This is a genomic window from Bradyrhizobium sp. C9 (assembly GCF_002532045.1).
In the GTDB taxonomy this organism is placed as follows: Bacteria; Pseudomonadota; Alphaproteobacteria; order Rhizobiales; family Xanthobacteraceae; genus Bradyrhizobium.
Genome location: NZ_NWTG01000007.1, coordinates 45,302 through 63,330 on the forward strand (window position 1 = coordinate 45,302; position 18,029 = coordinate 63,330).

Below are 18,029 nucleotides of genomic sequence, written 5' to 3' on the forward strand. Positions count from 1 at the left end.
GTCGGCAAGGAAAGACGAGCTTGTGAATGGCGTTGCCCTCGATCACAGCGAGTTCAAGGTCTCGACCGAAGGGGGCCGTCGCGACCCCCTCCCATGTCGCGCTGACGCCCGCTTCTGGGCGCTCTGGAGCGTCGCGGGTTGGCACGTCAGGCCGCCTCCTGAATAGCCTCGTCGACGTCGCTGGTCTTTCGTGCAAACAGGTTCAGCTCGATCGTGCCCAGCGAACGCGCGGTCTCGATCGCGTACGTCGCGTCGTTCGCGCTACGCGCGGTAGCACCCTTGGCCCAGTCCTGCAGAGCCGTGATCTTCTCGGCCACCGAGGCGGTAGAGTTGAACCTGCGGAAAAGCTCCCAGGCCTCGTTCGATTCGATCTGGATCTGCTCGAACCAGTGCTGGTTTGCCTCGATCAGTTTCTCCGAGAATTCCGACTGCACCGCCATCGCCCGCTTCGCGTAGCTCTGGATGGCGTCGGAGACGGGACGGGCTTCGCTATGGTCTGTCATGTCCAACATCCTTCGTTGTAGGGAGCATTGCTTCTCATGCGGGCGGTCCCTGCGCGTTGACGCGTGTCAACTCGATAGCTTCTGGTCCGCGTGATTCTTGCAATCAGGCTAGCTGCTCTTGGGATTGACGACGGCACCGGTTCGCAGATTGATGAAGTGGACGCCGTCGCAGGCAGCGCAGGAGATCGAGTGCAGTTCGTCAGCCAGGGGCTCGGATGCGTCGGCAGGTAGCAGGCCTTGAACTCGATCGCCAGTATTGGGACACGAGAAGATGATGGGGCGCCAAGCCCTTATGTCTGCCATTTGTACGATCCTGACGGATCACCATCCTAAACGGTGGCGCGGCGCTCCGTTTTGATGCAGGTCAAAATTCCGGTCGGGTGGTCGGATCGGGCAGGCGGCGGCCTAGAACGGTCGGCGCCGACGGAGTTGGCGGGTGTTCGACTTGGCGGGTTGCCTGAGCGGCCGGCTTGGCGGCAAGCGCATCCTGGCGAACGTTACGATGACAATCGTCAGCACTCCCATCGAGGCAAGCAGGTTCTGCAACATGATTCTGATCTCCTGACAGGCGTCAGCATCGTCGACCGTCGGTCGCGTCGCCTTGATTTCCGTCAAGCGCAGGCGTTGAGGAAGATCAAAGCAAACGAGCCGGTTGCGTGTGACCTTGGTGGCAGGCGATGGAAGGAGAGCGGCAATGCGCGCACATCAGATTATGGCGAGACACGTCATCACCGTTGGAACCGAGACATCCATTCTCGATGCCGCGAAGCTGATGATGGACCACCATATCAGCGGCCTGCCGGTGGTCGATGCGGCCGGAAGACTGGTCGGAATCCTGTCGGAGAGCGATTTTCTGCGGCGAAGCGAGATCGGTACGCAACGCCGGCGTGGCCGTTGGTTTCAGTTCCTTCTCGGCTCCGGCTATGCAGCCGCGGACTTCGTCCACGAGCGCGGGCGGAAGGTGGGAGAGATCATGTCGTGCGATCCCGTCACCGTGACGGAAGACACGCCTCTGCCTGATCTGGTCGATCTCATGGAGAAGAAGGGCGTCAAGCGGCTGCCGGTGATGAATGACGGCCGCCTCGTCGGCCTCGTGACACGCGCGGACCTGCTGCGGGCTGTAGCGTCCATCGCACACCAGGTTCCGGATCCCACGGCGGATGACGAGCACATCCACGATCGCATCGTGCGGGCACTCGACGGTGCAAACTGGTGCCCGCTCGGACTGCAAGTCTCGGTGCGCGACGGCGTGGTGCATCTCCGTGGGGTCATCATGGATGAGCGGGCGAGGCAGGCGGCAATTGTCGCCGCGGAGAATGCCGCCGGCGTCAGGGAAGTGCACGATCATCTGTGCTACGTCGACACTTATTCCGGCTTCTATATCCAGTCCGAGGAGGATGAGCGAGCAGCTGCCGCCAAAGCGGCGAGCGAGACGACAGGATGATCGTTCGCCCTGCAATCATACTGATCCCGTTGATCGCGACCGCGGTGGTCAGCGCCGATGTCGTGGGATTCGCCGGAACGCTGCTTGCGATCTGTGCGATCGTGGGCTTCGCGATCGTCGCCGCCGGATGGACCGTTAAGGGAAAGGCGACGTCCATACCGGCAGTCCGGCCGTCGTCCGCAGACTGGAAATCTCGCCACAAATAGTACCTCGTCCGGTCGGGGTGTCGTTCCTGATCACGTGAGCCGCACGTCGCGAGATGCGCGCCGCCCGCGCTGTCGAGATCGTTCAAGCTCTGCTCGTCTTCGATTCTCTCCCAGCAAGGCATCCGCAACACAGAGCACGCCGTTGCGACAGATCAATACGGGCGCCCCGCATTGATGGCAACGTCAGCAACAAGCAATTAGCCCATGCGAGGGTGCCATGCCATCATTTGACGTTCGCTTCATCAAAACGGTTTGCGACGATACCGGCCATGAACATCGCGCCTGCCAGGCAGCGTTCAAGGTCGATGCTGCCTCGCTTTCTGCGGCCGCACAGTTGGCCGAAGCCGACTTTTGCCGACAGAAGGGTGTTCGCGATTGGACGATCTTTGCCGACTCCATGGAGCTTCGAACGCCGCCGGCATTGGCATCAGCCTGGGGCGGCTAACAACCATAAGCGGCGGCCGCGGTCGCGCGACATCGCGCGTTTGACCAAGGTCAAATCGGAGATCGGGTCCCTCCGCTAGAGGTGGAGAACCAGAACGGGGCTTGAGAAATGACCGACCGATCAGCTGGCAATAGCTCGCCGCAATTTGAGAATCTTCTAGCCCGCTTGCGAGCATTTCTTGCTCGGCGACACGAATTCGATCTCATGACGCCTCGAGAGGTCGACGAGATCGCTCACGAGCTCAACCTCTCGACATCGGACCTTCGTGCGCTTGCCCGCGAGCAAGGCTCGCCTGAGTTACTCAGAAAGCGTCTCGAGCATGCCGGTTTGTCCGAGCAGATGCTCGCTTCTTCCCATTGCGATGTGCTGCGTGATCTGCAGCGGGTGTGCGGTCTATGCTGCGAGAAGGCACGCTGCGCCGAGGATCTGGCGCGGGAGCGGCGGGCCAGTCCGGCAAAATACTGTCCGAATGAAATGACCCTGTCTGCGCTGGGCCGCGGGGCCGGCGGCACGCGGCATGGCGCCGGAATTGACGCCGATCAAGCGGTTGGCAGCCAAACTGTGATTTCCCTGACGCCGTCGCACCCAAAGAAAGCCTCCACATGACAGGTCCATCTTCCGTTTCAAAGTCAATGACGATGGGCGAAGCCGGCCTGGCGTCGGCACTCGCATTTTTTGCCTTCGTTAGCTTTCTCGGCGCTGCGATGGGCCATGACGCGGCGTTCAGTTTTCACGCGTCGCTTGCTTGCGCCGCCAGCCTGATCTCCGTGATCATGATCGGCAATCGCTACCTTGACCGTCCGGCCGAGCTGCCTCCGGCGGAGATCGGCGGCCGCCCCAATTACAATCTCGGCCCGATCAAGTTCGCTTCCGCCATGGCGATGTTCTGGGGCATCGCGGGTTTCGCCGTGGGTCTGATCATCGCCTCGCAACTGGCGTGGCCGGCGCTCAATTTCGATCTGCCCTGGACGACATTCGGCCGCCTGCGGCCGCTGCATACGTCGGCCGTGATCTTCGCGTTCGGAGGCAACGTCCTGATCGCAACGTCGTTCTATGTCGTGCAAAAGACCTGCCGGACGCGCCTTGCAGGCGACCTGTCGCCCTGGTTCGTCGTGGTCGGCTACAACTTCTTCATCCTGATCGCCGGCACGGGCTATCTGCTCGGCGTGACTCAGTCGAAGGAATACGCCGAGCCGGAATGGTACGCCGACCTCTGGCTGACGATCGTCTGGGTGACGTATCTGCTCGTGTTCCTGATGACGCTGGTGAAGCGCAAGGAGCCGCATATCTTCGTCGCCAACTGGTTCTACCTGGCGTTCATCATCACGATCGCGGTGCTCCATCTCGGCAACAACCCCGCGCTGCCGGTCTCCTTCCTCGGCTCGAAGTCCTATATCGCCTGGGGCGGTGTGCAGGATGCCATGTTCCAGTGGTGGTACGGCCACAACGCGGTCGGCTTCTTCCTGACCGCCGGCTTCCTGGCGATCATGTACTACTTCATTCCGAAGCGGGCGGAGCGTCCGGTTTATTCCTACCGGCTGTCGATCATCCATTTCTGGGCGCTGATCTTCCTCTACATCTGGGCCGGGCCGCATCATCTGCACTACACGGCGCTGCCGGACTGGGCCCAGACGCTCGGCATGACGTTCTCGATCATGCTCTGGATGCCGTCCTGGGGCGGCATGATCAACGGCCTGATGACGCTGTCGGGAGCTTGGGACAAGCTGCGGACCGATCCCGTGCTGCGCATGATGGTGGTGTCGGTCGCTTTCTACGGCATGTCGACCTTTGAAGGCCCGATGATGTCGATCAAGGTTGTCAACTCGCTGAGCCACTACACCGACTGGACCATCGGCCATGTGCATTCCGGTGCGTTGGGCTGGGTCGGCTTCGTCTCGTTCGGCGCGCTGTATTGCCTCGTCCCGTGGCTCTGGAATCGCCAGCTCTACAGCCTGAAGCTCGTCAACTGGCACTTCTGGATCGCGACGATCGGCATCGTGCTCTACATTTCGGCGATGTGGGTGTCGGGAATCCTGCAGGGCCTGATGTGGCGTGCCTACACCTCGCTCGGCTTCCTCGAATACTCCTTCATCGAGTCCGTCGAGGCCATGCATCCCTTCTACATCATCCGCGCGGCCGGTGGCGCGCTGTTCCTGGTCGGCGCCCTGATCATGGCCTTCAATCTCTGGATGACGGTCAATGCCGGCCAAGCCAGCGAAACCGAGGGCGCCGGTGCTCTCCAGCCTGCCGAATAGGTCACGATATGTCTCTCTGGAATCGACACAAGATCTTTGAGAAGAACTCGATCATCCTGATCGTCGGCATTCTCGCCGTCATTGCCATCGGCGGACTGGTCGAGATCACGCCGCTGTTCTACCTGAAGAGCACGATCGAGGCGGTCGACGGCGTGCGGCCCTATACGCCGCTGGAGCTCGCCGGCCGCAACATCTATGTCCGCGAGGGCTGCTATCTCTGCCATTCGCAGATGATCCGGCCGCTGCGCGACGAGGTCGAGCGCTACGGCCACTATTCGCTGGCCGCCGAGAGCATGTACGACCACCCGTTCCAGTGGGGTTCCAAGCGCACCGGACCGGACCTAGCGCGCGTCGGCGGCAAGTACTCAGACGACTGGCACGTCACGCACCTGATCAATCCACGCTCGATCGTCCCGCAATCGGTGATGCCCGGGTACCCGGCTCTCGCCAGGACGGAGCTCGATCCGTCCGACGCCGCGGCTCATCTGCGGACCAACCGCGCGATCGGCGTGCCCTATACCGACGAGCAGATCGCCAACGCGGCCGCCGATCTGAAAGCACAGGTCGACCCCGACAGCCCCGGCTCCGATGCGTTCCAGAAGCGCTATCCGAAGGCGGTGGTCCGCAACTTCGACGGCAAGGCCGGTAATCCGACCGAGCTCGACGCGCTGATCGCCTACCTGCAGATGCTCGGCACGCTCGTCGACTTCAAGCTCTACAACGAAAAAGCCAATCTGCGCTGAGGGCACGAGCATGAAAGCGATCATTCAAGTCGAGAACTTTGCGTCGAGCCTGGTCGGCACTCTCTGGACGCCCATCTTCGTTGGAATCTTCATCGCCATCGTCGCCTACGCGCTGTGGCCCCGCAACAAATCTCTCTTCGACGCCGCAGCCCGGATGCCGCTGCGGGAGGACTGACCGATCATGAGCGAGCACAATGAGATCGACCGCGTTTCCGGCCGCAGCACGACCGGTCATGAGTGGGACGGCATCAAGGAGCTGAACACGCCGCTGCCGCGGTGGTGGGTCCTGACATTCTATGCAACGATCATCTGGGCGATCGGTTATTGGATCGTCTACCCGGCCTGGCCGCTGGTCTCCGGCTACACCACCGGTCTGTTCCAGTATTCCACCCGCGCCAGTGTCGCGACCGACCTTGCCGATCTCGAGAAGCTGCGCGGCGAGAAGATGGCGGTGCTCGGCAACGCGTCGCTGGCCGACATCGAGAAGGATCCGGCCCTGCTGGCGCTGGCACGTGCCCGCGGCAAGACCGTATTCGCCGACAATTGCGCGCCCTGCCACGGCAGCGGCGGCGCGGGTGCAAAGGGCTATCCGAACTTGAACGACGACGACTGGCTGTGGGGCGGTTCGCTTGACCAGATCATGCAGACCATCCAGTTCGGTGCACGTTCCGGACACGCAAAGACTCACGAAGGGCAGATGCTGGCATTCGGCCGCGACGGCGTGCTCAAGAAGGACGAGATCGTGACCGTCGCCAACTATGTGCGCTCGCTTTCCGGCCTTTCCACCGCGCCGAAGTTCGACCTAGCGGCCGGAAAGAAGATATTTACCGAGAATTGCACCAGCTGCCACGGCGACAACGCCAAGGGCAATCCGGAGCTCGGCGCGCCGAACCTGACCGACCAGATCTGGCTCTATGGCTCCGATGAGGAGACGTTGGTCGAGACCATCACCAATGGCCGCGCCGGTGTCATGCCGGCCTGGGTCGGCCGCCTCGACCCGGTCACCGTCAAGGCGTTGGCGGTCTATGTGCACTCACTCGGTGGCGGCAAGTAGCCGCCACCGCGAGGGGGCCGGGATGATTGACCGAGGTCAAACCCGGACACGGTGCAGGGATGTAGGTTTCAACCAGAGCCTCACTCGAGCAACCCATGAACAAGCCCGTGTCGCCTGATGAACTCATAACCGACGAAGACGGCCCGCTCTACGCGCCCCGCAAGAAGGTATATCCGCAGAGCGTCTCGGGCCGGTTCCGCTCGATCAAATGGCGGCTGATGGCCGTCTGCCTCGGCGTCTATTATCTGCTGCCGTTTGTGCGCTGGCACCGGGGCCTCGGCGCGCCCGACCAGGCGGTCCTGATCGATTTTCCAAACCGACGCTTCTACTTCTTCTTCATCGAGTTGTGGCCGCAGGAGGTCTACTACTTCACTGGCCTTTTGGTGCTGGCGGCGTTCGCCTTGTTCCTGATGAATGCGCTCGGCGGCCGGATCTGGTGCGGTTATCTCTGCCCGCAGACGGTCTGGACCGATCTGTTCTATGCGGTCGAACGACTGGTCGAAGGTGATCGCCGCGCGCAGATGAAGGCCGACGCTGGCCCAATGACCGTAAAGCGGGCCGGTCGCCGTGCGTTGAAGCACGCGATCTGGCTGATGATCGCCTGGTGGACCGGTGGCGCCTGGGTGCTCTACTTCGCCGATGCGCCGACCTTGGTGCGCGACCTGGCGACCCTTCAGGCCCCAGTGATCGCCTATGTCTGGATCGCGATGCTGACCGCGTCGACCTATTTGCTGGCCGGCTACATGCGCGAGCAGGTCTGCGTCTATATGTGCCCGTGGCCGCGGATCCAGGCGGCGCTGACCGACGAATGGGCGCTCAACGTCACCTACAAATACGATCGCGGCGAGCCGCGTTGCTCGGTCAAGAAGGCGTTCGACATTCGCTCGCTCGGCGAGAAGGCCGGCGATTGCATCGATTGCAACCAGTGCGTTGCCGTGTGCCCGACCGGGATCGACATCCGCGATGGCGCGCAACTCGGCTGCATCCAATGCGGCCTGTGCATCGATGCCTGTGACGCCGTAATGACCAAGGTCGGTCGCAAGACGGGTCTGATCGGATACGACAACGATATCAACGTTCAGCGGCGCGTTGCCGGCAAGCAGGAGATTTTCAAGCCTGTTCGAGCCCGTACCGTCGTCTACGCCAGCCTGATCACCGTGGTTTGTGCGGTCATGCTGTACGCGTTGATGTCGCGGACCCTGCTCGACGTCAACGTGCTGCACGATCGCAACCCGATCGCGGTAAGTCTCAGCGATGGCGCGATCCGCAATGGATACACGCTCCGCTTCCTCAACAAGCGCGGCTTCGATCGCGTGATCGCGATCGATGTCGATGGGCCGGCCGGGGCGAAACTGCATGTCATCGGTGCGGACTCCGTGACGCCAGACCGGCCGATGATCGTCCTTGGCCGCGACACCACCACCGAGCTTCGCGTGCTGGTGACGGCGGCGTTCGATGAAAAGGCGGAAAAGTCGGTGCCGGTCACGTTCCGCGTCACTGATATCGGCCTCGGAGAGGTCGCCTCCGCGACCGACCACTTCGTCCTTCCGTAACGATGGAATCCAGCCATGGCAGCCTCAAGTTCAGTCGCACGACCCATCACCGGGCGCTTCGTCCTGGTCACGACAATCGCGTTCTTCGCTGTCGTGATCAGCGTGAACATGGTCATGATGCGCCTTGCCATCACGACACTTCCGGGCACTGAGGTCGACAGCGCCTATAGCGCCGGCCTCGCCTATCAGCGCGAGATCGACGCGGCAAGACAGCAGAACGAGCGCGACTGGCAGGTTCATGCGCATATCGATCGGCAGTCTGATGGGACCGCCGCAGTAGCACTCGAGGTGCGCGATCACGCCGGCGCACCCCTGACCGGATTGAGTTTCCTCGCTCGGCTCGAACGACCAATCGATCGTCGCGCCGATCGGGAGATCGGGATCGGCGAGGCGGGCGTTGGTACTTATCGTGGCCGAGCCGAGGGCGTCGCCGCGGGGCAGTGGGACCTGGTGATCGAGGGCGACGCGGATGGCCGCCGCATGTTCCTGTCGAAGAACCGAATCCTGCTGAACTGAGGGGAAATCCCATGCAGGCGGCTATCGATTTCTCTCACTATCTGAAGAGCGCGGGCACCGGGCTCGTCCATCTCGATCTCGCAGTCGAGGGCATCAATTGCGCGGGCTGCATGGCCAAGATCGAACGCAATCTGTCAACCATCCCAGACGTCACCTCGGCTCGCGTAAACCTGACCGACAGTCGCCTGGCGCTGGAGTGGAAGGCGGGTGCTCTTGACCCGGCGCTGTTCGTAAGCCGACTCGCGGAACTCGGCTACAAGGCCTATCCGTTCGAGCGGAATGATGCCGAAACGCTGGAAGCGCAGCGAGCGCAAGGCCTGCTGCGCCGGCTGGGCGTCGCCGCCTTTGCGGCGATGAACGTGATGATGCTGTCGGTCCCCGTATGGTCAGGCAACGTGTCCGACATGCTGCCGGAGCAGCGCGATTTCTTCCACTGGCTGTCGGCGCTGATCGTGTTGCCGGCCGCAGCCTATTCGGCGCAGCCTTTCTTCTCGTCGGCGTTGTCAGCCCTGCGAGCGCGCGGCGTCAACATGGACGTTCCGATCAGTATCGGCATCGTGCTCGCGCTGGCAACCTCGGTGATCGAGACGGTAAATCACGCCGAACATGCCTATTTCGATGCCGCGATCATGCTGATCGCGTTCCTGCTCGCCGGTCGGTACCTCGACCAGAACATGCGGCGGCGCACCCGCGCTTTTGCGGGCAACCTCGCGGCGCTGAAGGCGGAGACCGCGACGAAGTTTATTAACCCAACCGAGATCAGAACGGTCCCGGCAGCCGCGATCCGGCCCGGCGACGTCGTGCTGCTGCGGCCCGGCGAACGCTGCGCGGTCGATGGCAACGTGATCGAGGGCCGCTCGGATGTCGATCAGAGCCTGATCACGGGCGAAACCTTGCCCGCGATGGCGACACCTGGCAGCGCTATATTCGCGGGCACACTGATCCGTTCCGGAACATTGCGCGTCCGTGTATCGGCCGCCTCGGGTGGTACGCTGCTGGATGAGATATCTCAGCTGCTCGATCGCGCGCTCCAGGCGCGCTCGCGCTATCTTCGATTGGCGGAGCGTGCATCAAGGCTCTATGCCCCGGTGGTGCACGCGACCGCGTTGATCACGATGCTGGGCTGGCTGGCATATGGCGCGAGTTTTCATGATTCGATCGTGACAGCGATTGCAGTCCTGATCATCACCTGTCCCTGCGCATTGGGGCTTGCCATTCCTGCCGTGCAGACCGTTGCATCCGGTGCGCTGTTCGGCTCTGGCGTGCTGCTCAACGCCGGCGACGCGATCGAGCGTATCGCCGAGATCGACCGGGTGATCTTCGACAAGACGGGCACGTTGACGCTACCCGAGCTTGATGTCGCCAATCTCGCGGACATCCCGGACGATGTCGTGAAGCTGGCAGGCCGTTTGGCACTCTCGAGCCGTCATCCGGTCGCTGCCGCGGTCGCGCGCAAGGCGGGTGCGGCCGCACCCCTGCCGGACATCCAGGAAGAACCAGGCCAAGGCGTCCACGGTTTTTACGAAGGTCGTCCGATCCGGCTGGGCCGACCGTCATTCTGCGGCGCGGATGACCTCGCCAACGAGCTTCTGTGTCGCGATCCCGAGGCGTCCGTCGTCGCATTCAGGTCTGGCGAGTGCAGATATGCCTTCGCGGTTCGGCAACGGCTGCGGCCGGACGCGGCTGAGGTGGTGGCAGGGTTGGCGCGCATGGGCATCGCCGTCGAGATCGTGTCTGGGGATCGCGAACCTGCGGTCCGGCTGGCAGCCGAGGTGCTCGGCGTGCGTGAATGGCGCGCCGAGGTGTCTCCGGTCGACAAGATCGACCGGATCGACGAACTGGTGCGCCAGGGCTGCAAGGTACTGATGGTCGGCGACGGCCTGAACGATGCGCCGGCGCTGGCTGCCGCGCACGCCTCAATGTCGCCCGTTACGGCGACCCACCTGAGCCAGACGGTTGCCGATGCGGTCTTTCTCGGCGAGCGTCTCGTGCCAGTGCTGACGGCGGTCAAGGTATCTCGCAAGGCGCTTCGATTGATGCGCCAAAATCTCTGGCTCGCCGTGATCTACAACCTACTGGCCGTGCCGATCGCGATCGCCGGCCTTGTCACGCCGCTGATCGCCGCGGCGGCGATGTCGGGCTCCTCGGTGATCGTGATGTTGAACGCGCTGAGAGCGCGAGCGAGGGAGATGGTCTGATGGAAATTCTGGTCTTTCTGGTGCCTCTGGCTCTCGCACTTGGCTTTGTCGGTCTGCTCGGCTTCCTCTGGTCACTCAAAAGCGGCCAGTACGACGATCTCGACGGGGCAGCCTGGCGCGCCATCGCCGACGACGAGCCCGCGAACGGTCAAGGCCGATCCAAATAATGAAAATAGACCAATGAAACACCCGCGGCGATGGTCATTGCCGTTGAGGCGAGCGCCAGCACCAATGTCCAGTCCGGCCGCCGCCATTGCGGCACCCGAGACCGCAGGAGCAGGACCGAGACCAGCCGGTTGACAGCACCAAACCGCGCCATCGTCAGCAGCAGCACATTGGCAGCACGTCAGGCTGCCAATAGCGCCAGTGTGTCGCCGACACTGTGACGGGTCGCATCGTGGTGGCATCGAACCATCCGTCGGCGTGCCGAATGCAGGGGAAGCCGAGCGGATGTCGATCGTCGTCGATCACCGCGAGCTCGATCACGCGGTCAGACGGCGCCGACCCAATGTCGCGCCACCCTAACAGAGTCAGCCGTCGAATTATCGAGGTCAAAAGCCGACGCATATCGTAAGTTACTCCGCTGAAGCATTTAGCGTGACACGCTCATTCGCTTGAACGGTTGATGTAGCGCAATCGCAGAGCTGGAAACTGACACTCGCGATGAAATGATTGGGGCGTTGACCGAGTGCCTCGATCGCGAAGGCGTTGCAGCGGCTCACCTGGTCCAGGGTATGCCCCGCAATATCGCCGATCTCGGAGGCCGCCGAGCCTTGAGCTAGGTCAATGCGTCCCCATCGATCCGCTATAGATTGAAGTTCCGGTCCGACTGGTTCCCGTTCTATCGCTGGAAGTTGTTGCCTCAAATACCGGGGCCCGTCAGGCACGTCGAGGTGGTAATGATACGGTTAGCTGATGCCGAAGCAATACTCGACGAAGTTGAGCGCGATGCCGCCGAGTTGCTATCCGAGGAGCTTCGGAAACTAGTGCAGCAGTACGTAGAGGAGCAACGCGTGGCCCTCAAAGTGCTTCGCAAGCTCTATCGTCAATAGGAGTTAGCCCGACAAAGCGGAGGTACACCACGGCCTCGCGATCGACGCGATTGCAATTTGTCGCGCAGACCAGCAAGTCTCGTTTGGCCGTTCGCGCCAGCTTCGACGAACTCTCGGTTTGACGCCCTGGAGCGATACGTATGGTCGCAGCATGCATGGCAGCCCGGCAGGAAGTTTCCTGCCGGGCTGCGTCATCGGCGTTCCCGAGGGCAGATCGGGCCGCTCAATGACCGGTGATCGCAGTTGCCTTCGTTGGCGGTGCGTTGGACGCTCGACGCCCGTTGGAATGTCGAGCTTTCTTTTAGACGCCCAATGATCGTCAGCACCACGGCTGCGATCGGCTGAGCAAGAGGGGCGACGCCCTCCGAGCCGAACCGGGCGACCAGCGCTCAGATATCGCCGAGTCGGCACCAGGCGAGGTCGATCAACGTCCCGATCCGCGTAGATTGGGCTTGTAGTTGTTTGCGGTTCTCCGGATTTTCGATCTTTCCGATCACGATGGACGTTCGCGCATGAGTGATCTGAAGAGCGAAAACCGCCTCTTGTAGCGCCTCGCGCGCTTTCTGCCGGTGAGCACTCCAAAGCTCAGACGGATCGATCGGCGCTGCCCGGCATGCCAGCGATAGCGCGGCGCGGTGACGCTTACGTCGATCGAGGTTCGCGATGTCCGGCATGGTGCTTCTCCCTTGGCGTGTGCTCGGTGTTGATATCCTTTCGAGGGGATATTGAGGGCACCGTCTTAATTGCTTGATCAATCCGATTATCGGAATCCGGCAAATCGTGGGAATTTTGTGATTAACCCTTTGAAAACGGCACATGCCGATAAATTATCGGTATATACATATAACGCAGGTGCTCGATGAAGCAGGTTGTGTCGCCAATGCTCGAGGAGTTGGCCGTGGTGGGCAGTTGCTGCGCCGCATTCAATGTTCGGAAGGCAAGCCGGGTGATTACGCGGCTGTATGCCGAGGCCTTTGCGCCCGTTGGCGTGGAGCCGACGCAATTCATGCTGCTCGCCGCCTGCGCGCGGCAAAGGAGCGTGGCCGTGGGAGCTCTTGCGGAAAGGATGGCGATGGACCCGAGCGCGCTCGCTCGCAATATTGCGGTTCTCAAGCGCCGTGGGCTGGTGAAGGTCGCATTTGGAGTGGACCGGCGGGTGCGGAATATCTCGATATCCGCCCGAGGCAAACAAATCCTGTCCCGCGCGCTGCCCCGCTGGCGGGCGATGCAGGCGAAGCTGGCCGTACAGCTTGGCGAAGACAATTTTCAGGCGACCGTCGATCTGATGAAAAAGATGACGCAGGCCGGCGAGGCGCTGCTCATCGATTCAAACCCATAAGAGGTCACGATGCCCGTCCGTTGGCTCGATCCGTCGCCGGTGCTGCGTATCGAGCGTTTCAACAGTTTCGACGAATTTCGACCCAACGATGTTATCGGCGGAATGAGAAGCACGCCGCTGGATTCCACGCCCATCTCGGTCTCGCGGAGCATTCTGGCGCTTCCCGACTGCCTTCTCGTACTGCAGCGATCATTCGCCAGGCGGATGGAGGGAGATCTCGGAGCAAATCGTGGGGTTGGGGCCGTTGTTCCCTTGGCTTTCCACGCGACGATGAACGGGAACTCGGTCGGCGATTCTACGATCGGGGTCATCCGCGGCCGGGCGCCCGTCGATGTCGTTGAACGGCATGCAAATACCTACCTCATGCTGCGCTTCGGCTCCGACATGCGCAATCGCGGATGGGCCGACTTCGAGAGCGGAATCGAGCTGTTCAGGCTGACACCGGCGAAGATGCTGGCGATACGATCGGCGATTCTGGACATGTTTTGCCTGGCGTCCAGCTGCAGGGAGATCAGGGAGTTCGAACTGTTGAGCGGGCAGCTGCAGGAAACGCTTGTAGCCGGGCTCGACAGCGCCCTGGTCGAGGACAGCGTCAAGCGGGCACTGCCCGGCTCGTTCGACCGGCATCGGAAGCTGGTCGAACGCCTGGATGAACTGGTGGCCGCGGTCGGCGAGGCCGATCTCTACAGCGCCGGCCTCGCGCAGACCCTAGGCGTTTCCGTTCGTACGCTTCAGACCGCCATACAGCACGTCTGCGGCGTTAGCCTGCATCAACATTTGCGATCGAAACGCATGTGGTCGGTCCGCAAGCTCCTCGTCAAAGGAGGCCCGCTTCTCACCGTGACCGCGGCAGCGCGGGCCAACGGCTTCTGGCACATGAGCGACTTCGCGAGATGTTACGGCCGTGCATATGGCGAGATGCCCTCGGAAACCCTGGCACGGGCGCGAGGGCTCTAGTCCGGCGAGAGCGTCATGCGTTCTTTTAATCCTTAACCTCTCCGCCGTCAGTCGGATTGCGCTCGCTGCCGGTTCGATCATGCAGCCCAACAGCCGCAGCGCAACCCCTTGGGCCTGAATACACACTCAGGAGTTTGGGTCGTCGATGAACCTTTGTGGACGCGCAAAAGCCTCCAGCAGGTCTCTCCGGTCTATGATGATTTCCCGGCCACGGATGCGCACGCCATGCTCGGTCAGATGCGCTAGATTGCGTGAAAGGTTCTCGCGGGTCGTCCCGATGTGGGATGCCAGGGTGGCGCGGTCGAATGGCAGGACGAGATGCTTGCCTGATGCGGCGCTTTGCGCCTCTGACAGGATCCAGTTGGCCAGACGTTCGACGCTCGATCGAGCCACATAGCCTTTCAATTTCTTCACTGCGCCGCGATAGGCCGATGCAAGCTCGCTTGTGACGGTCTGGGCAAATGCGATCTCCCGCCCCAGGATCGTCCGCACGCCTTGTGCCGGGATCAGCAGAATGCGGGATTCTTTCAACGTTCTTGCCGAGTTCAGGTAGCGCTGGTCGCCCACGACGGCCGCAAGGATGAAGGTCGAGACTGGCGCGAGCAGGGAAATTCCCCACTCGACTCCGTCTTGTTCGGTAAAGATTTCTACCAGACCATCGATCAGGACGTGCAGGAAGTCGGGAGGATCGCCCTCGTGAATGAGGTGCACACCGACCGGAAACTGCTGCAGCAGCGCGCCTTGCAGCAGGTTATCGAGACTCTGCTCGGTCATCCGCGCGAACAGAGGCAAGGACTTCACCTGATCGAAATCATCAGAGCGCAATTGGTCGATCTCCGTGACGTGTGACAAATATCAAATCATGATGCCACAAATAGCAATTTGAAGGACGTGTTTTTGCAAATTCAGGGTGCCTTTCTCACACCATCGACGAGATCATTGATCTGGAACAACCACGGACGCGCTGATCTTTGCGCATGAGTACCTCCAATGCCGGTGGGTGATTGGAGACATCAATGGGCGCAACTGGTTCAAGCTCTTCGCATAGCGGTCGAGCGCTCTGGCTTTCGACAATTTCCTTCACGATCTGCTTTGCGGTCTGGACGATATTCTCGATCATCGGCATCCGGATCAAGCAGGAGCTCGGTCTGAACGACACCGAGTTCGGGCTGCTGGTAGGCACCCCGATCCTCAGCGGCTCGCTGATCCGCCTCGTGCTTGGTATCTGGACTGACCAGTATGGCGGGCGGCGCGTCTACACGGTTGTGATGCTCGCTGCTGCGGCCGCTACCTACCTGCTGACGTGGGCGCACACCTATCCTGAATTCCTGGTCGCCGCGCTTTTCGTCGGTGTCGCAGGAGGGTCCTTTGCGGTCGGCGTCGCCTACGTGTCCCGCTTTTTCCCGACCGCCAGGCAGGGCACGGCGCTCGGCATTTTCGGTGCAGGCAACGTCGGCGCAGCGGTCACGAAATTCCTCGCTCCGTTCGTTCTGGTTGCCTATGGCTGGCAGACGACCGCGCAGGTCTGGGCGGCCGTGATCGGCGTGATGGGTATCTTGTTCTGGCTCCTTTCCGAGGAAGACCCCGTGGTGCGCGAACGGCGTGCCAGAAACGAGAAGCCGAAGAGCGCCTGGCTCGAGCTCGAGCCGCTGAAGAACATCCAGGTGTGGCGCTTCTCGCTCTATTACTTCTTCGTGTTCGGGGCCTTCGTCGCGCTCTCGCTGTGGCTGCCGCAATATCTGATCAAGGTCTACGGCGTCGACATCAAGACTGCCGGCATGATGGCAGCAATGTTCTCGTTCCCCGCCAGCGTGTTCCGCGCTTACGGCGGACATCTCTCCGATCGCTATGGCGCGCGGCGTGTCATGTACTGGACATTCCTGGTCGGTGCTGCCGCGACTTTCATCCTGTCTTATCCGCCGACCGACTATTTGGTGAGGACGGTCAACGGTGCGGTCGGCTTCCATCTCGAGATGGGACTGATGCCGTTCGTGGTGACCGTGTTCGTGCTCGGCTTCTTCATGGCGCTCGGAAAGGCTGCGGTCTACAAGCACATCCCGGTCTACTATCCGCAGAATGTCGGCGCGGTGGGCGGTCTGGTCGGCATGATCGGCGGTCTCGGCGGCTTCGTGCTGCCCATCGCCTTCGGCGCGCTCGCCGATCTGACCGGACTCTGGACCAGTTGCTTCATGCTGTTGTTCCTGTTGGTCACGACCGCGCTGGTATGGATGCACGTCTCCATCAGGCAGATGGAGCGCGGCGTGGTCGGCGAAGCACTCAAGAAGCTTCCCGAACTGCCGGAGATGCAGGAGATTCACCGACCACAGCATGTCGGCGCTCTGTCCGGCGCCGTCCTCACCGACTGGCGGCCGGAGGATGCCGCGTTCTGGGCGGGCGGCGGCCGTGCCATCGCGCGGCGCAATCTCTGGCTCTCGATCCCCGCGCTGCTGCTGTCTTTCGCGGTCTGGCAGGTATGGTCGGTGGTGGTGGCCAAGCTGCCTTCGGTCGGATTCAGCTTCACAACTGACCAGCTGTTCTGGCTTGCGGCGCTGCCCGGCATATCGGGCGCGGTGCTGCGGATCTTCTACTCCTTCATGGTGCCGATCTTCGGCGGCCGGCTGTGGACCACGCTCGCCACCTGGTCGCTGCTGCTGCCCGCTGTCGGTATCGGCTATGCCGTGCAGAATCCGGCAACGCCGTATCCGGTCTTCCTGGGGCTCGCGCTGTTGTGCGGTTTCGGCGGCGGCAATTTTGCCTCCTCGATGGCCAACATCTCGTTCTTCTTTCCACGCGCGGAGAAGGGAAACGCGCTCGCGCTCAATGCGGGCCTCGGCAATCTCGGCGTCAGCGTCGTGCAGTTCGTCGTGCCGATCGTGATCACCGTGGGCGTGTTCGGTTGGTTCGGCGGCGATCCGACCGCGGTCAAGAGCGGGAGCACCGAAGTGCCGCTCTGGCTGCAGAACGCCGGCTTCGTCTGGGTGCCGTTCATCGTCGCCAGCGCCTTTGCAGCCTGGTTTGGCATGAACGACATTGCCTCCGCCAAAGCTTCGTTTGCCGACCAGGCGGTGATCTTCCAGCGTAGGCACAACTGGATCATGTGCTGGCTCTACACCGGCACCTTCGGTTCGTTCATCGGCTATTCGGCCGGCTTCCCCCTGTTGACGAAGACCCAATTTCCCGCTGTCGATGCGCTGCAATTCGCCTTCCTGGGCCCGCTGGTCGGTGCGCTCTCGCGCTCGGCCACGGGGTGGATGGCCGACAAATGGGGCGGCGGCCGCGTGACCGTCGGTGTGTTCGCGCTGATGATGATCGGCGTGCTCGGAGTGCTCTATTTCCTCGGCATCAAGGATCAACCCGGCGCGTTCTGGGGCTTCTTCGCGATGTTCCTGCTGTTGTTCTTCGCGACCGGCGTCGGCAACGCGTCGACCTTCCAGATGATCCCCAACATCATGCGGCGGGAGATGGACCGGCTGATGCCGACCGCGGATCCCGCGACCCGGCTGCGCCAGGCCGAGAAGGAATCGGCCGCCATCACCGGCTTCACCTCGGCGATCGCCGCGTTCGGTGCGTTCTTCATTCCGAAGTCGTTCGGTACCTCGATCGATCTCACTGGAGGCGTTCAGGCAGCGTTGTGGGGATTCTTCATCTTCTATGTGACCTGCATCGTCATCACCTGGGCTGTCTATACCCGCAAGGGTGGCCTGCTTCATGACATCGAACGGCGCGCTCGGATTTCGCCCGCCACCCAGCCCGCGGAATAAGGA

General features: G+C 62.0%; 19 protein-coding genes. 15 read left to right on the forward strand and 4 right to left on the reverse strand.

Features of this window, described 5'->3' with window-relative positions; translation table 11 throughout:
• Positions 1-146: 146 nt before the first annotated feature.
• Positions 147-503 carry a hypothetical protein gene (locus CO675_RS16980; protein ID WP_097673328.1) on the reverse strand — a complete coding sequence of 119 codons (357 nt, stop codon included), beginning with the start codon at positions 501-503 and terminating at the stop codon, positions 147-149.
• Positions 504-1,197: 694 nt separating this feature from the next.
• Here CO675_RS16980 and CO675_RS16990 point away from each other — a divergent pair.
• The 12 genes from CO675_RS16990 (at position 1,198) to ccoS (ending at position 11,084) form a co-directional block, all read left to right on the forward strand.
• On the forward strand, positions 1,198-1,947 hold the full coding sequence (locus CO675_RS16990) for a CBS domain-containing protein (RefSeq protein ID WP_097673057.1): 750 nt from the start codon (positions 1,198-1,200) through the stop codon (positions 1,945-1,947).
• Positions 1,944-2,153 carry a hypothetical protein gene (locus CO675_RS39975; RefSeq protein WP_143279027.1) on the forward strand — a complete coding sequence of 70 codons (210 nt, stop codon included), beginning with the start codon at positions 1,944-1,946 and terminating at the stop codon, positions 2,151-2,153. Before CO675_RS16990 ends, CO675_RS39975 begins: the two co-directional genes overlap by 4 nt.
• Before the next feature lie 217 nt (positions 2,154-2,370).
• Positions 2,371-2,598 (forward strand): hypothetical protein, encoded by a 228-nt coding sequence (locus CO675_RS16995; protein ID WP_097673058.1) that lies wholly within the window; start codon positions 2,371-2,373, stop codon positions 2,596-2,598.
• Between the two features lie 108 nt (positions 2,599-2,706).
• On the forward strand, positions 2,707-3,204 hold the full coding sequence (locus CO675_RS40585; RefSeq protein ID WP_158231261.1) for a hypothetical protein: 498 nt from the start codon (positions 2,707-2,709) through the stop codon (positions 3,202-3,204).
• 26 nt (positions 3,205-3,230) lie between these two features.
• Positions 3,231-4,853 (forward strand): cytochrome-c oxidase, cbb3-type subunit I, encoded by a 1,623-nt coding sequence (gene ccoN, locus CO675_RS17005; protein ID WP_245452795.1) that lies wholly within the window; start codon positions 3,231-3,233, stop codon positions 4,851-4,853.
• 8 nt (positions 4,854-4,861) lie between these two features.
• On the forward strand, positions 4,862-5,596 hold the full coding sequence (gene ccoO, locus CO675_RS17010; RefSeq protein WP_097673060.1) for a cytochrome-c oxidase, cbb3-type subunit II: 735 nt from the start codon (positions 4,862-4,864) through the stop codon (positions 5,594-5,596).
• A gap of 10 nt (positions 5,597-5,606) precedes the next feature.
• Positions 5,607-5,771 carry a cbb3-type cytochrome c oxidase subunit 3 gene (locus CO675_RS17015; protein WP_097673061.1) on the forward strand — a complete coding sequence of 55 codons (165 nt, stop codon included), beginning with the start codon at positions 5,607-5,609 and terminating at the stop codon, positions 5,769-5,771.
• Between the two features lie 6 nt (positions 5,772-5,777).
• Positions 5,778-6,650, forward strand: a complete 873-nt coding sequence (gene ccoP, locus CO675_RS17020) for a cytochrome-c oxidase, cbb3-type subunit III (RefSeq protein WP_097673062.1) — start codon at positions 5,778-5,780, stop codon at positions 6,648-6,650.
• Positions 6,651-6,745: 95 nt separating this feature from the next.
• A complete protein-coding gene (gene ccoG, locus CO675_RS17025; RefSeq protein WP_097673063.1) occupies positions 6,746-8,203 on the forward strand; it encodes a cytochrome c oxidase accessory protein CcoG in 1,458 nt (485 codons plus the stop codon).
• Between the two features lie 15 nt (positions 8,204-8,218).
• Positions 8,219-8,719, forward strand: a complete 501-nt coding sequence (locus tag CO675_RS17030) for a FixH family protein (RefSeq protein WP_097673064.1) — start codon at positions 8,219-8,221, stop codon at positions 8,717-8,719.
• A gap of 11 nt (positions 8,720-8,730) precedes the next feature.
• A complete protein-coding gene (locus CO675_RS17035; protein ID WP_097673065.1) occupies positions 8,731-10,917 on the forward strand; it encodes a heavy metal translocating P-type ATPase in 2,187 nt (728 codons plus the stop codon).
• A complete protein-coding gene (gene ccoS, locus CO675_RS17040; protein WP_097673066.1) occupies positions 10,917-11,084 on the forward strand; it encodes a cbb3-type cytochrome oxidase assembly protein CcoS in 168 nt (55 codons plus the stop codon). Before CO675_RS17035 ends, ccoS begins: the two co-directional genes overlap by 1 nt.
• On the opposite strand, the gene CO675_RS17045 is transcribed toward ccoS, so the two are convergent.
• Entirely contained in the window at positions 11,066-11,251 is a 186-nt protein-coding gene (locus CO675_RS17045) for a hypothetical protein (RefSeq protein WP_097673067.1), read from the reverse strand. The two genes, ccoS and CO675_RS17045, sit on opposite strands and share 19 nt — an antisense overlap.
• Before the next feature lie 1,107 nt (positions 11,252-12,358).
• On the reverse strand, positions 12,359-12,643 hold the full coding sequence (locus tag CO675_RS17060) for a hypothetical protein (RefSeq protein WP_097673070.1): 285 nt from the start codon (positions 12,641-12,643) through the stop codon (positions 12,359-12,361).
• A 185-nt stretch (positions 12,644-12,828) separates the two neighbouring features.
• Here CO675_RS17060 and CO675_RS17065 point away from each other — a divergent pair, with 185 nt between their 5' ends.
• Complete coding sequence (locus CO675_RS17065) at positions 12,829-13,308, forward strand: MarR family winged helix-turn-helix transcriptional regulator (RefSeq protein WP_097673071.1); 480 nt, start codon at positions 12,829-12,831, stop codon at positions 13,306-13,308.
• A 9-nt stretch (positions 13,309-13,317) separates the two neighbouring features.
• Complete coding sequence (locus tag CO675_RS17070) at positions 13,318-14,265, forward strand: AraC family transcriptional regulator (RefSeq protein ID WP_097673072.1); 948 nt, start codon at positions 13,318-13,320, stop codon at positions 14,263-14,265.
• A gap of 126 nt (positions 14,266-14,391) precedes the next feature.
• On the opposite strand, the gene CO675_RS17075 is transcribed toward CO675_RS17070, so the two are convergent.
• Positions 14,392-15,117 carry a helix-turn-helix domain-containing protein gene (locus CO675_RS17075; protein ID WP_245452796.1) on the reverse strand — a complete coding sequence of 242 codons (726 nt, stop codon included), beginning with the start codon at positions 15,115-15,117 and terminating at the stop codon, positions 14,392-14,394.
• A gap of 164 nt (positions 15,118-15,281) precedes the next feature.
• On the opposite strand from CO675_RS17075, the gene CO675_RS17080 reads away from it, so the two are divergent.
• On the forward strand, positions 15,282-18,026 hold the full coding sequence (locus CO675_RS17080; protein ID WP_097673073.1) for a nitrate/nitrite transporter: 2,745 nt from the start codon (positions 15,282-15,284) through the stop codon (positions 18,024-18,026).
• The last annotated feature ends 3 nt before the right edge of the window (positions 18,027-18,029 follow it).

Coding starts and splice junctions, on each gene's coding strand:
- CO675_RS16980 (WP_097673328.1), bottom strand. CDS start 503: ATGACAGACCATAGCGAAGCCCGTCCCGTCTCCGACGCCATCCAGAGC.
- CO675_RS16990 (WP_097673057.1), top strand. CDS start 1,198: ATGCGCGCACATCAGATTATGGCGAGACACGTCATCACCGTTGGAACC.
- CO675_RS39975 (WP_143279027.1), top strand. CDS start 1,944: ATGATCGTTCGCCCTGCAATCATACTGATCCCGTTGATCGCGACCGCG.
- CO675_RS16995 (WP_097673058.1), top strand. CDS start 2,371: ATGCCATCATTTGACGTTCGCTTCATCAAAACGGTTTGCGACGATACC.
- CO675_RS40585 (WP_158231261.1), top strand. CDS start 2,707: ATGACCGACCGATCAGCTGGCAATAGCTCGCCGCAATTTGAGAATCTT.
- ccoN (WP_245452795.1), top strand. CDS start 3,231: ATGACGATGGGCGAAGCCGGCCTGGCGTCGGCACTCGCATTTTTTGCC.
- ccoO (WP_097673060.1), top strand. CDS start 4,862: ATGTCTCTCTGGAATCGACACAAGATCTTTGAGAAGAACTCGATCATC.
- CO675_RS17015 (WP_097673061.1), top strand. CDS start 5,607: ATGAAAGCGATCATTCAAGTCGAGAACTTTGCGTCGAGCCTGGTCGGC.
- ccoP (WP_097673062.1), top strand. CDS start 5,778: ATGAGCGAGCACAATGAGATCGACCGCGTTTCCGGCCGCAGCACGACC.
- ccoG (WP_097673063.1), top strand. CDS start 6,746: ATGAACAAGCCCGTGTCGCCTGATGAACTCATAACCGACGAAGACGGC.
- CO675_RS17030 (WP_097673064.1), top strand. CDS start 8,219: ATGGCAGCCTCAAGTTCAGTCGCACGACCCATCACCGGGCGCTTCGTC.
- CO675_RS17035 (WP_097673065.1), top strand. CDS start 8,731: ATGCAGGCGGCTATCGATTTCTCTCACTATCTGAAGAGCGCGGGCACC.
- ccoS (WP_097673066.1), top strand. CDS start 10,917: ATGGAAATTCTGGTCTTTCTGGTGCCTCTGGCTCTCGCACTTGGCTTT.
- CO675_RS17060 (WP_097673070.1), bottom strand. CDS start 12,643: ATGCCGGACATCGCGAACCTCGATCGACGTAAGCGTCACCGCGCCGCG.
- CO675_RS17065 (WP_097673071.1), top strand. CDS start 12,829: ATGAAGCAGGTTGTGTCGCCAATGCTCGAGGAGTTGGCCGTGGTGGGC.
- CO675_RS17070 (WP_097673072.1), top strand. CDS start 13,318: ATGCCCGTCCGTTGGCTCGATCCGTCGCCGGTGCTGCGTATCGAGCGT.
- CO675_RS17080 (WP_097673073.1), top strand. CDS start 15,282: ATGGGCGCAACTGGTTCAAGCTCTTCGCATAGCGGTCGAGCGCTCTGG.